The 12564-nt window shown below is 49.1% G+C and carries 12 protein-coding genes; 7 read left to right on the forward strand and 5 right to left on the reverse strand.

What is annotated here, in order from left to right; all coding sequences use genetic code 11:
- Positions 1–219: 219 nt before the first annotated feature.
- A protein-coding gene (locus C812_RS00700; RefSeq protein ID WP_248931314.1) for an IS3 family transposase occupies positions 220–1370 on the reverse strand; the annotation gives its coding sequence in 2 pieces (ribosomal slippage) (positions 220–1115 and positions 1115–1370; 1152 coding nt in all).
- Between the two features lie 146 nt (positions 1371–1516).
- Positions 1517–2401, reverse strand: a complete 885-nt coding sequence (locus C812_RS00710; RefSeq protein ID WP_016310787.1) for an SDR family oxidoreductase — start codon at positions 2399–2401, stop codon at positions 1517–1519.
- A gap of 136 nt (positions 2402–2537) precedes the next feature.
- Between C812_RS00710 and C812_RS00715 the strand changes: the two genes are divergently transcribed.
- The gene (locus tag C812_RS00715; protein ID WP_016310788.1) at positions 2538–3503 is read left to right on the forward strand and encodes a helix-turn-helix transcriptional regulator; all 966 of its coding nucleotides are present in this window, start codon (positions 2538–2540) and stop codon (positions 3501–3503) included.
- 48 nt (positions 3504–3551) lie between these two features.
- Here the strand turns inward: C812_RS00715 and C812_RS22470 are convergent, their stop codons facing one another.
- Positions 3552–3692, reverse strand: a complete 141-nt coding sequence (locus C812_RS22470; protein ID WP_167669287.1) for a hypothetical protein — start codon at positions 3690–3692, stop codon at positions 3552–3554.
- 161 nt (positions 3693–3853) lie between these two features.
- On the opposite strand from C812_RS22470, the gene C812_RS00725 reads away from it, so the two are divergent.
- Positions 3854–5004, forward strand: a protein-coding gene (locus C812_RS00725; RefSeq protein ID WP_248931314.1) for an IS3 family transposase whose coding sequence is annotated in 2 segments (ribosomal slippage) — positions 3854–4109 and positions 4109–5004 — 1152 coding nt in all. Because the reading frame shifts where the segments join, the coding sequence is not laid out codon by codon here.
- A gap of 64 nt (positions 5005–5068) precedes the next feature.
- Here C812_RS00725 and C812_RS00730 read toward each other — a convergent pair.
- Positions 5069–7417, reverse strand: a complete 2349-nt coding sequence (locus C812_RS00730) for a beta-galactosidase (RefSeq protein WP_016310789.1) — start codon at positions 7415–7417, stop codon at positions 5069–5071.
- Positions 7418–7536: 119 nt separating this feature from the next.
- Between C812_RS00730 and C812_RS00735 the strand changes: the two genes are divergently transcribed.
- The gene (locus tag C812_RS00735; protein ID WP_016310790.1) at positions 7537–8382 is read left to right on the forward strand and encodes a helix-turn-helix domain-containing protein; all 846 of its coding nucleotides are present in this window, start codon (positions 7537–7539) and stop codon (positions 8380–8382) included.
- Between the two features lie 79 nt (positions 8383–8461).
- On the opposite strand, the gene C812_RS00740 is transcribed toward C812_RS00735, so the two are convergent.
- Complete coding sequence (locus tag C812_RS00740) at positions 8462–8782, reverse strand: DUF2500 domain-containing protein (RefSeq protein ID WP_051134912.1); 321 nt, start codon at positions 8780–8782, stop codon at positions 8462–8464.
- A gap of 191 nt (positions 8783–8973) precedes the next feature.
- Between C812_RS00740 and C812_RS21735 the strand changes: the two genes are divergently transcribed.
- From C812_RS21735 to C812_RS00755, 4 genes are all read left to right on the forward strand, one after another.
- Positions 8974–9342, forward strand: a complete 369-nt coding sequence (locus tag C812_RS21735) for a hypothetical protein (RefSeq protein WP_084770552.1) — start codon at positions 8974–8976, stop codon at positions 9340–9342.
- Between the two features lie 86 nt (positions 9343–9428).
- On the forward strand, positions 9429–10517 hold the full coding sequence (locus tag C812_RS00745; RefSeq protein WP_016310791.1) for an ABC transporter permease: 1089 nt from the start codon (positions 9429–9431) through the stop codon (positions 10515–10517).
- 6 nt (positions 10518–10523) lie between these two features.
- The gene (locus C812_RS00750) at positions 10524–11786 is read left to right on the forward strand and encodes an ABC transporter permease (RefSeq protein ID WP_016310792.1); all 1263 of its coding nucleotides are present in this window, start codon (positions 10524–10526) and stop codon (positions 11784–11786) included.
- On the forward strand, positions 11786–12499 hold the full coding sequence (locus C812_RS00755; RefSeq protein WP_016310793.1) for an ABC transporter ATP-binding protein: 714 nt from the start codon (positions 11786–11788) through the stop codon (positions 12497–12499). The genes C812_RS00750 and C812_RS00755 overlap by 1 nt, the downstream gene beginning before the upstream one ends.
- Positions 12500–12564 lie beyond the last annotated feature (65 nt).

Here is a 12564-nt window from a genome sequence, read left to right on the forward strand (position 1 = left end):
GCTTTTACATCACTATCCCTTTTGTTCAGGGGGGCTCTTTAGGGGCACCTTTCACACATTATCCCTCTTGATCAGGGAGTGTGCCTGTGCGTCGCTTTTGCACCATTATCCCTTTTGTTAAGTAGGATGTGGGAGGTGTACCCGTATGGGCGAACACGAAAACAGGAGGAAGTCGAGGTGTACCTCTGTCAATAGAGTAGACACAAAGAATCGAGAAAATTATGCGGCAGATCGGTACATACGTTCGCACTCATTGGGCGTAGAATACCCAATCGCGGAATGGATTCGTTTTCCATTGTAGAAGCAGGTAATATATTCAAAAATGCGTTTCTTGGCTTGCTTGCGTGTTTTGAACTTCTCCAAGTAGACAAGTTCTTTCTTAAGCACACTGTGGAACGATTCAATACACGCATTATCGTAGCAGTTCCCTTTGCGGCTCATACTGCCTTTCATCTTGTAGGTGCGCAGCCGCGCCTGGTAGTCATGAGAAGCGTACTGGCTGCCGCGATCCGAATGATGCAGAACCTCTTCGCACGGTCGCTGCTGGCTGTGGGCGCGGTCCAGCGCCGTTAACACGAGTTCTTTCGTCATTCGCTCATCCATGTGAAATCCAACGATTTTACGACTGTACAGGTCCATGATGCTTGCCAGGTATAGCCAACCCTCATCGGTCGGGATATACGTAATATCAGCCACCCAGGCCTTGTTTGGAGCGGACGGATTAAACTCGCGGTTCAACACGTTCTCTTGGACAGGCAGGTTGTGCTTCGAGTTGGTTGTGGCCTTGTATTTCTTCACCGTGCGAGAACGTAAACCCAGCTCCTTCATGATCCGAGCGACTGTTTTCTCGGACACTCGTATGCCCTGCTTGTGCAGTTCTTTTGCTACTTTGGGGCTTCCATATAATCGACGGGATTCTAGAAAGATACGACGGATCCGCCGCTCCAGCTTGCGACGTCGCTTTTCACGTTTGCTGGCTTTTCGCTGGGTCCATTTGTAATAGCCGCTTCGGGATACTTCAAAGGCTTCGCACATCTTCGAGACTCGGCACTTGAAGCGATGATCGTGGATGAAGGCATAGATCAGCGCCGGTCTTTGGCGAAGTAGTGCATCGCCTTTTTTAAGATGTCGTTCTCCTCTTCCAGATCACGAAGGCGTTTCTGAAGATCTCTCATTGCTTTATCGTCGGCTTTCAGTTGCCCACTGCCTGGAAAGGCCTGTGCGCCGTCTTTCTTGTATTCCGCCATCCAACGATACAGGGTGTTGTCGCTGATCCCCAGTTCGCGGGCGACCTGCGCCACCGCTTTCCCTTCTTCCTGGATCATCTGAATCGTTTGCAGTTTAAATTCTTTATCGTATTTTTTCGTCATGGTAGCACCTCGAATTTGGATAGATTCATTTTACCCGATTCTCGGTTCTCCATGTCTACTTTTTAGTCTAGCAGCAGGAAAATTCTCTTGCCCTCGCGCTTTTTTTCAGAGGACGGATCCAGAACTCGCACACCTCGTTCCTACGCTCAGTTCACCGGCAATCCCCGTTTGCACGCAAAATTGCCCCAATGCGGCTTCCGCCCGTCGATATCGATGAACCCGTATTCGTCGGACAGGTCCCAGCTGGTCAGCGCCCGGCCGGCTTTTTCATGAACGTTCGGGTCTGCAGCTAGGGCAGCCACCGCCTGCCCCACAAAATACGGCGTTTCGGATTCCGCGTATAACGGTTCCTTCTTGATGGCATCTTGCCAATTCGCTTCCTGAACGCCAAAGTAATCCAGCATCTGCTCGGAACGCAAAAATCCAGGAGTCACCGCCACTGCCGTCACATTGTACGGCTTCAGTTCCTCGGCCATGGCTGCGGCCAAGTGGATCGGTGAGATTTTCGCCAAACTGTAGTACAGGTTCCCACGATAGTTATAGGTCGACCCGTCGGTAATTTCGATGACCAGACCTTCTTTCCGTTTGATCATCAGCGGTACCCCGTAGTAACTCGTAATGAGATGGGTGCGAACGGCTCTTTCCTGCATTAGCAGCCCGTCAGCCAGCGGTTGTTCCCAAAACGGAGTGTTCCAATGAGTGAGGCTCTCACCGCCCCAAATGTCGTTCACCAAAATGTCCAAGCGTCCGTTCTGTTCCTTGTCCACACGTTCAAACAAAGCCTTAACCTGCTCCGGCACCGTATGATCCGTGCGGACAGCAATCCCGACTCCGCCGCGAGAGGTTACCATTTCGGCTGTCTCGTCAATCGTCTCCGTCCGTCCGATGTCCGATGCTTCTCCCCGGATACTCCGTCCGGTGCAATACACCGTGGCTCCTGCGGCCCCCAGCATAACGGCGATGCCCCGGCCCGCTCCACGCGTTGCCCCGGCAACGACGGCCACTTTTCCCGCTAAAGGTTTCTTGTCCATGGTTTCGTTCGCTTCCTTTCCAGTTCGAAATTCGCACGTGCCTTTGTAGCATAACAAAGGATATATGACATCTATTGTCTTATATCTATGGTATAATCATTCGACGAACCTAAAGAGCCGAAAGAGGGAGTTTTTTATGCGTGCGGACCGTTTGCTAAATCTGCTGCTCTTGCTGCAGAACCAGGGAAAAATGAGCTCACGCCAGCTGGCTGAGCTGCTGGAGGTGTCGGAGCGAACGATCGTCCGGGATATCGAGGCGTTGAGCGCGGCGGGTATCCCCGTGTACGCGGAGCGCGGCTCCCGCGGCGGCTGGGTACTGGCGGACAGCTATCGGACGAATCTGACCGGCATGCGGCCGGAGGAAATCGTCTCGCTGTTATTGACGAACCATAACGAGCTTTTGAAGGATCTGGGGATCCAGGGGGACTTTCAAGCTGCTTACCAGAAGCTATTAGCGGCTGCCCCCGCCCCAATCCGGCAGGATGCCGAGTTGATCCGCGAGCGCCTCCATATCGACGGGGCTGGTTGGCACGCTTCGGAGGAGGCTTTCCCCTGGCTGTCCGCCGTACAGGAGGCGGTGTGGGCCCAGCGGAAGCTGCGCATCCGCTATCGCAAAGAAGAGGGGATCACCGAGCGGATCATTCATCCCTTGGGGCTCATCGCCAAACGCAATGTATGGTACGTAGCGGCCGAGCAAGAGCCTGACGGTGAGCTTCGCACGTTCCGTATTTCTCGGTTGGAAGAAGCCTCGCTATTGAATGAAACCTTCATGCGACCGGAGGGGTTTGATCTGGCAGCGTATTGGGAGCAATCAACCGCCCGCTTCAAATCCGAGTTGCCCCGTTATGTCGCTCGGGTACGGACGACCGAAGCCGGGTTGGATCGTCTGCGCAAGGAACGATTTATTAAGGTGCTTCATGCGGAAAACTCGAACAACCAGGGCCAATTCCTGGCAGTGGTCGACCTCCAGACACTGGACTGGGCATGCGGCGTGATCCTGAGGATCGGCCGAGATGCGGAGGTGTTGGAGCCACAAGAGCTGCGGGAACGCGTGATCTCCGAAGCCCAAGCGATCCTCGCGTTGTACGGACACTTAGACTAGGCCCACAATGCTGAGTCCGAGCGTCTTTTGCACGATTATCCCCTTCAATCAGGTTACGTAGAACAAATCCACTTTGGAGATGAGGAACTGGGGCAGGGATAGTTGGCTCTCAGCCAGCTCCCACCTCTGTCCGGACATCTTTGCAGGATTATCCCCTTTGGTCAGCTGACGGGAAACAGGTCTACTCAAGTGAAGGAATTGCAGAGAAGATTGCGGATATTCGTGTGGACAAGACGGTTGGTATGTGATTCCGGATTATTCTTGGATCCAGCCTTGCTGCTAGACTAAAAAGTAGACATGGAGAACCGAGAATCGGGTAAAATGAATCTATCCAAATTCGAGGTGCTACCATGACGAAAAAATACGATAAAGAATTTAAACTGCAAACGATTCAGATGATCCAGGAAGAAGGGAAAGCGGTGGCGCAGGTCGCCCGCGAACTGGGGATCAGCGACAACACCCTGTATCGTTGGATGGCGGAATACAAGAAAGACGGCGCACAGGCCTTTCCAGGCAGTGGGCAACTGAAAGCCGACGATAAAGCAATGAGAGATCTTCAGAAACGCCTTCGTGATCTGGAAGAGGAGAACGACATCTTAAAAAAGGCGATGCACTACTTCGCCAAAGACCGGCGCTGATCTATGCCTTCATCCACGATCATCGCTTCAAGTGCCGAGTCTCGAAGATGTGCGAAGCCTTTGAAGTATCCCGAAGCGGCTATTACAAATGGACCCAGCGAAAAGCCAGCAAACGTGAAAAGCGACGTCGCAAGCTGGAGCGGCGGATCCGTCGTATCTTTCTAGAATCCCGTCGATTATATGGAAGCCCCAAAGTAGCAAAAGAACTGCACAAGCAGGGCATACGAGTGTCCGAGAAAACAGTCGCTCGGATCATGAAGGAGCTGGGTTTACGTTCTCGCACGGTGAAGAAATACAAGGCCACAACCAACTCGAAGCACAACCTGCCTGTCCAAGAGAACGTGTTGAACCGCGAGTTTAATCCGTCCGCTCCAAACAAGGCCTGGGTGGCTGATATTACGTATATCCCGACCGATGAGGGTTGGCTATACCTGGCAAGCATCATGGACCTGTACAGTCGTAAAATCGTTGGATTTCACATGGATGAGCGAATGACGAAAGAACTCGTGTTAACGGCGCTGGACCGCGCCCACAGCCAGCAGCGACCGTGCGAAGAGGTTCTGCATCATTCGGATCGCGGCAGCCAGTACGCTTCTCATGACTACCAGGCGCGGCTGCGCACCTACAAGATGAAAGGCAGTATGAGCCGCAAAGGGAACTGCTACGATAATGCGTGTATTGAATCGTTCCACAGTGTGCTTAAGAAAGAACTTGTCTACTTGGAGAAGTTCAAAACACGCAAGCAAGCCAAGAAACGCATTTTTGAATATATTACCTGCTTCTACAATGGAAAACGAATCCATTCCGCGATTGGGTATTCTACGCCCAATGAGTGCGAACGTATGTACCGATCTGCCGCATAATTTTCTCGATTCTTTGTGTCTACTCTATTGACAGAGGTACATCCTGCACTCGCGCTCTACAGTTTTATTTGCCTTGCGTCCATAAACGTGCGGCATAATGGGGAATCGCTTGGATGTCGTGTAATTTGGCGATCTCCACTCCTTCAAATCGCTCGACATACGCCTGGTTCACGTAACTATGTACCGTGCCTCGGCGCAGCGGTGTAATGGAGAGATGCAGCGGGTGATTCTCCAACTCGTGACGCACTTGTTTTAACCCGATTTCCCAAGGCTGTCCGTAATGGATATGATCCGTCAACATCCGGTCACCGAGGTAAGCGGCGGCCACATCGCCGTCATACTCGATACGCAGCCAGAGGTCCGACACGGATTCCGGCCAGTCAGCAGGGACATCCACCAGTACAGAGCGATCTGATGGAGAGTTAAGGGTCAGCTCGGGCGAATAAGCGGTAAAATCAAGGGCGTATGTTTGGAAGACACCTCCGTCAGGTTTTGCTGCAGCTTGCAGCATTCCCGCACTGCTCCGCAATTCCGCCAACGGGACAGGTGCAGGAAAGAGGGACAAGGTCACTTGGGTTTGCCCCGGTAAAGTACAGATCAGCTGCCCGTCCTTCATCACCAAATGGCTTGTGCTAATAACCAGCGTATCGCGGCCCCAGAGCCCGTCGAACCGATACGTTTGTAGCGCTTCGGTTCGGGTTAAAGTGACGAGACGAACGACTCTGCCTTCGGCCGTCTTCACTCGAATTTGATGCTGGTGGCCCGCCGCCGGGCGAAGGATCCAGTTCGCTTCGTCTTCTTCCACGACGCCATGGCACTCCTCACCTCCTACTTCGGATACCGAGGATTTGCGTAGCACGATCTCAGGTTCCATTCCGTCATGGGCATAAAACACCAGCACCGTTTCGTCCCCTGTTTCCAGCCGGGTTAAGAGCTGGGCGGTGGCGCTCACTATCAACAATCCATCCAGCTCCAGGTTGAACGGCAGGATCGCGCCAAGCCCGCTCCGAAGGGCGAGTTCTCCGGTTTGAGGGAAGCACACCTTCCCCTTCGGCGTATCCAGTTCGATTCGCAGCTGGCGATCTGGCAGATTGATATGATCCTGGAAATTGTTCAGGAACACAAAGCCGGAGCCGTCTTTTTGCCGGACGCACCAACGGATGCTCTGGGTATCTTCCGGTGCGATTTGCTCCTGACCTACGGGCAGTACGGTCCCCATCGGAGCTAGAAGGTGACCAAAAGATTGCAAGAACAACGACATCGCACGGATACGGTCATACGAATCACCAACCCGTCCAAACTCGCCTAAGGGCGATTGGTAATCGTAGGTGATTTTTGGCAAACCGGATTCGTTGAGGAACGTTTTGCGGCCGGTAGGATTGGAACCACCGTGGTACATGTAATAGCCCAGGAGGTTACTGCCGCTGCCCAGCTTGACCAACGTCATCGCTTCGACGCTCTCCGCCGGCACGTAAGGCCGTGCCTTGTAGCTGACCTGCATACCGCCAGCCATTTCGCAATAAGCTACCGGATACTCCAGGCTGTCATACTTCACCGGTTCGGCGGGCGTAACATGCAGATCCTGGAACAGGAACTCACGGCTTGGCGGTTGATTTGGAATCCACGGCGTATAAGCATATCCAGCCAGCATGGGTAACGTGCCATCCTCTGGCACAGCGGCCCCGCCCCAAGCCGTTGCAGTGAAGAACAGCGGACGAATGCCTACCTCCTCGGCAATCCGGCGCAATTCGTCCAAGTGCGCGGAGCCCTCAGTACCAGCGGTCACGTATTGACCAGAGCTGTATCCCCAAGCATCCAACGGTGCACCGGCATGCATATACTCGTTCTCCAGTTGCACAGCGATCACCGGACCGCCTTCTTGATAATAAGTGCCTTGGATTTGCCGAGCGATCTCGCGATACAAACGTCGGGCCAGTGACAAGTAGCGCTCATCATTAGAGCGAACCTCCAGCGGATAGCGAAACACCCAATCGGGGATGCCGCCGTTGCGGACTTCACCGTGGCAAAACGGGCCGATCCGCAAGATCAGCGGCAGCTCATGCTTGGCGCAGAGATCAATGAAATGCCGCAGATTGCGGTTGCCGCTCCAATCGAAGACGCCCTCCTCTTCCTCGTGAAAATTCCAGAACACGTAAGTTGCAACAACATGAACGCCGCCGGCTTTCATTTTCAGCAGCTCTTCTTCCCAATGCAAGTATGAGAAACGGGAAAAATGAAACTCGCCCACGACCGGAATCACTGGTTCGCCGTTGCGAGTCATATAGAAGTTGGTAAATCCAAACGATTCTCCTTTCGGATTGCTTCCGGCATGCAGGGCGAGTTTGCCCGGGCGGATCGTTTTGTTGGCTTGGCCGATTTCAAGTCTTAGGATTGCAGCTGTGTGATTAGTCATAGAGAGAACAGCCTCCTGAAGGGTTTGAGATCCGATGGATCGTGTTGAATCTGGATGTTGACAGTCACATCGGTTATATTCATTTTAGATGTTTATTGCTGAATGAAGGAAGAGAGGATATGGCTAAAAAACCGACGGATTATGCTATCAACGAGGAGCGTCCCTATGGCATTTTAATTGCAGGGCATTATACGGAATCCGCAGGGTATTCCATTCACCGGCCTCCCGATCCTGTAGGTTGGCTGTTGATGTATACGCTGACCGGAGAAGGACAAGTGCAAGTTGCCGGTGAAGCGATGCCGTGCCGGCCTGGGGACGTTGTGATCCTGCTGCCCGGTTTGCCCCACCAATATGGTACGGCGGGGGCTGAGTGGGAGTTTATTTGGGTTCATTTTATACCTGATCCCTCTTTTCGGCCGTGGTTGAGCCTCCCACAGCAATCCGAAGGGTTTGTCCGTTTACTTGTGGATAGCTGCCCCGGCCAAAACGGATTTTCCGAAGCGCTTCGGCGAATGGAACGGTACAGCAGTTGGGGCGGGAACTCCGAACTCCATCATCGCTTGGCGGAGCTGGCGTTAGAGGAAGCACTGTTGTTGCTCCGTACGGAGGTGGCCAAGGACAGCGACGAAGCCGCCTTGGATCCAAGAATCGCCGATGTCGTTGGGTATCTGCGGGAGTCGTATCGCGAACGGGTAAGCATCCCGGAGCTGGCCAAGCGCTGCTGCATGTCGCCTTCCCGGCTGTCGCACCTGTTTAAAGAGCAGGTAGGAGACACGATCATCGGCACCGTCAATAAAATCCGCTTGGAAAAGGCAGCTCAGCTGCTGACTTTTACGACGCGGCAAGTGGCCGAAATCGCCGGGGATGTCGGCTTTGACAGTCCGGATCATTTTACGCGAATGTTCTGCCAGGTTTACGGGGAGACCCCGTCCGCATATCGCAAGCGCAAGCGAGCGGGTTTGTAAACCGAAAAAAGTGCCCGGTAAGCAACAAGGTGTCCCAAAATCACATTTGGAACCCCTTGTTTTTTTGACCTTCAGGCCATTAATATGTACCGCTGGGTCGCTGCGACACATCGCGTTCGAACGCTACAATCCAGTCGCCCTGGACTGCAGCATATCCGACATCACCTTCGGCGACAAGGCCGTACAGATTTTTGACATCCAAATATTCCTGACGGCTGCCGTTGTCAAACTCCAATGTAATGTAATAGTACGTCCGAGAAGAAGAGCGGTGTATCGCGTTATGTTGGCCCATGTGACTGGAGTGGTGCCTCACGTCCATCCGTTTCGAGATGATTCGCGCATATCTCGTTTCCCGCGGAGAGCGGGCGTTCTTAACGTAACGGACCCCACTGGATATCATCAGCACGATGAAGAAAAAATTGTTTCAGTAATGCGAAAAAGCGGTTACCACGATTAATTGAGAGAGGTTAGAGAGAAAATGTAAGATCACTGTAAAAATTGTAATATTTCAGTAAATATATGGAATGTTATGACATTTAAATGTAGAATATGGGCGTGGCAACAATAATTTAAAAGGAGTAGATTTCGTATATGAGAAGTCTTTTAAAAAAATCGTTTGCTACACTAGGGTTGACGGCTTGTTTAGTAGGCGCTATTTCTTCTGCAGCATCTGCGTCAATTAGTTGGGATTCTTGGGCAACTTGGACTGGAGTCGGGGCAATAGCTAGTGTAAATGCATACACTGCTCAACAAAATGAACCATATACTTACAAATTGACGGTTGAGGCTAGATTAAACAATGGTGATAGTAGCTATAATGTTTTAAATAATGCCCGTGCAACAGATAGAGTTGATCTGTACTTTACATCTACGGGTCCTGTAAGCAGTGGAGTATCCTACCATGAATGGATCACAGTCGATGGTGGAAGCCCAATTAGTAAAAGTATTCGGTTTCAGTAAGATAGATCTGATTATTTAATCCAGCCCAGAATGTGAAAAGAGCATATTCTGCTCTATTCACATTCTGGTTATTTTGGGAGGATGAAATGCGGCAAATCATCAAGGAAGTTGGGATCAATCGAAAATTGTTCGCGATGCTGATGGTTGGATTTCTTTTTACTCTATTGCCGATGCAAATCGCGCTATCCACCCAATCCAATTTTGATGATATCTATTATGACTCTATCAATGGTCATTTTCGATACTACTATACTTTAGAACTAACCAATTTAGAGTCACTAAAACTAGATCAATTGCAGAAAGCAGCAGACAACGCTTTTGTTAGTTCAAGTGTAATTACGAATGAGTTTCCAGTGAAAGACCCAGAGCATGGAAGGATTAGTATTACAGGGCTACTAAACTTGAAAATATGGTCTCCTCCATTACTTGATGGGACAGGGATCGCACCAGATGAGTCAAACGGAGTTATCGTTGGAAAGATCATATCCAGTCATGTGGGGAAAATCAATTTATTAGGCAAAGCGTACAACATCAAAGGAATCGCCGGAAGGGGCTTGAGCACTGCCTATAATTTAAGAGTATTTATGAATTTTGACAGTCTCCCTATTTCCATCATCGAGGACATCAAACGTGAGAACGCATTACAACTTATCGTCAGGTCCAATCAAAATCCAAAAAACGAAATCAGTTCATTTACCTCCGAAATTAGCCAACTAGCTAAGGATGTAAAAATAAACACCAATGATGATACCAAAGCAATTAAACAAGCAAAAAAATCAAGTGGTATGGTGAAGGAGATCTTAAGTTACCCTTACCAACTACTAACAATCGCTTTGGTCAACTGCATCATCGTGAGTTATTTATGGATTTACTTGAAAAGAAAAGAGATGGCTATTCGAAAAGCGATAGGAGCCAGCCATACCCGTTTAGTCATAAATATCATTCTTCAATTGATCCTGTGTGCGATGATTGCCACCATTGTTTCCAATACCATTCTGTGGTTAGCAGGCCATTTCAGTTCAGGCATTTTTGCTTCAACAGGTTATTTTATAAACACTCGTCCGGACCAAATTGGACTTGCCTGCATAGCAACTATTGCCATTGCCTTAATCACGTCGCTTGTTCCCATCCTGCACTTATTTCGTCTTGAACCTGCTAAGGCTTTAAAGGAGTAACCTAATATGATCAGAATAAAAGCTGCCGTTAGAGCGTTGCGAAATAGATGGTTCCTGACCTTGCTTTTGTTGATTCAATTTACCTATGGTTTATCCACGATCACAAGTTCAGGAAATATTTTTTATAACTTCTACTATCTACTCCATCACTCACTGTTAGAGTTGGAGAGCACTTATCTCGTTGTTCCTGGTAAAAATTTTGGGACGACCGAGGTTGAAAGATGGAAATACAATAAGGATCAAATCGCGGAACTGTATCGCCATCTTGATCAGAACCCGGATGTTCTCGCGTACGGTACTTACTATCAAAGTATTGTCCTGCTTAATGATACAAACCGTTCAATAGCTCCTCAGTTATTGGAAGGATTGACCAGGGACAATAGTGGGCTCCAAGCACCTTATATAGAATCCATTGTAATTGACAAGAACTACTATACTCTTTTGGGCTTGAAACTTCGTGAAGGACAAGGCTTGTTGCCGCAAGACTTCGAGAGAACAGGTCAACAACAAGTGAATGTACTCGTGGGGTCTTATTTCAAAAAGTATTATAAATTAGGAGATCTCATCAATGAGCAATACAGAATTAATGGTTTCTTGCCTGATAAGTATATCGTGAATAACAATACAACCAATACTTACTTGAATTTAGATAAGGCCATGTTAGTCCCAATGCCTAATGATCAATCTAGCAATTATGACTCCATGTATACGAGGCTATTCCTTGGGACGGTATTAAAGTTGCGGAAGGATGCAGATCTATATCAGTTGAGTCAGACCCTTCGGTTACCAGAGAGTAAAGTGGATATTCATCTTAAAAGTCTAGAAGAAGATGTTAGGGCAAATATAAGATCCAGTGTTCATGCCCAAATTCCTCAGCTCATATTAGCTGGTAGTTTTCTCTTATTCTCTGTAATCAGTATTGCACTTGCGACAATCATTTCTATTCTAAGTCGAAAACGAGAGTTCGGCATCAAGTTGGCCGTAGGTGAGAGTGTGAGAGGGATATGGGGGCAAATTATTCTTGAAAATTCCATCATCGCTCTTGTGGGCACGGGGTTATCTTTGTCTTATTTTGTTCTGAAGTTTCAGCGGTTGCTGCAACAATTTAGCGAATATGATATGGCCAGCGTATTGAGTTTTCGCTTCAATGCTCCAATTTTTTTGCTCATAATTATCATCTTACTTTTCATCATTGTAAGCTCGAGCTGTATCGTGTATCCATTTATTCGAAAACAAGAGATCAAATCATTGATTGGAGGGATGGAATAGTGGAGGTGATCAAACTACGTGAATTAAGTAAAGTTTACCGCCATAAATCGAATGAAACTTTTGCTTTGAGAGGCATTAACCTGACGATTAATCAAGGCGAATTGGTTGCCATCATGGGACCATCAGGTTCCGGTAAGAGCACCTTGCTAAATATTCTAGGGTTAATGGACTCCCCCTCCGAAGGAGAGTATTATCTAAATGGTCAATCTGTACACCAGATCAGAAAGCATAAGGTTCACATCACCAGAAATCAAATGATCGGTTTTGTTTTTCAGTATTTTGCCTTGCTGAAGGATTTCACGGTGTTGGATAATGTGATGTTACCACTCACCTACCGTAAGATAAGAAATAACGAGAGAGTGGCGAAGGCCAGATATTATCTGCAAAAAGTGGGGTTAGCGGAGCATTTCCATAAAAAGCCCGATGAAATATCCGGAGGGCAGCAGCAAAGGGTTGCCATCGCAAGAGCTTTGGCTGCAGAGCCTGCGTTGATATTAGCCGATGAACCTACGGGTAATTTAGATCGCAAAACCGGGGAAGAGATTATGGAGTTATTACAGGAAATCAACAGAGAAGGCAAAACAGTTATCATCGTCACTCATGACATGGAGATTGCCCAAAAATGCCATCGCATCATTGAAATTGTTGATGGTAACATTCATACAGATCAGCCTAATCTTGCTTCACCGATTGTGAACGCATACGAATTGTGATAAACTGGAATCACTATAAAAAGAACGGAGGGTTCCCCGTAATGTACAATAAATTCCGTTTCACT

Origin of the sequence: Paenibacillus barengoltzii G22, assembly GCF_000403375.2 — a bacterium.
GTDB lineage: Bacteria > Bacillota > Bacilli > Paenibacillales > Paenibacillaceae > Fontibacillus > Fontibacillus barengoltzii.

What these genes read in the sequence shown, in the direction of transcription:
- C812_RS00710 (WP_016310787.1), bottom strand. Translation starts at nt 2,401, where the DNA reads ATGGACAAGAAACCTTTAGCGGGAAAAGTGGCCGTCGTTGCCGGGGCA.
- C812_RS00715 (WP_016310788.1), top strand. Translation starts at nt 2,538, where the DNA reads ATGCGTGCGGACCGTTTGCTAAATCTGCTGCTCTTGCTGCAGAACCAG.
- C812_RS00730 (WP_016310789.1), bottom strand. Translation starts at nt 7,417, where the DNA reads ATGACTAATCACACAGCTGCAATCCTAAGACTTGAAATCGGCCAAGCC.
- C812_RS00735 (WP_016310790.1), top strand. Translation starts at nt 7,537, where the DNA reads ATGGCTAAAAAACCGACGGATTATGCTATCAACGAGGAGCGTCCCTAT.
- C812_RS00740 (WP_051134912.1), bottom strand. Translation starts at nt 8,782, where the DNA reads ATGATATCCAGTGGGGTCCGTTACGTTAAGAACGCCCGCTCTCCGCGG.
- C812_RS21735 (WP_084770552.1), top strand. Translation starts at nt 8,974, where the DNA reads ATGAGAAGTCTTTTAAAAAAATCGTTTGCTACACTAGGGTTGACGGCT.
- C812_RS00745 (WP_016310791.1), top strand. Translation starts at nt 9,429, where the DNA reads ATGCGGCAAATCATCAAGGAAGTTGGGATCAATCGAAAATTGTTCGCG.
- C812_RS00750 (WP_016310792.1), top strand. Translation starts at nt 10,524, where the DNA reads ATGATCAGAATAAAAGCTGCCGTTAGAGCGTTGCGAAATAGATGGTTC.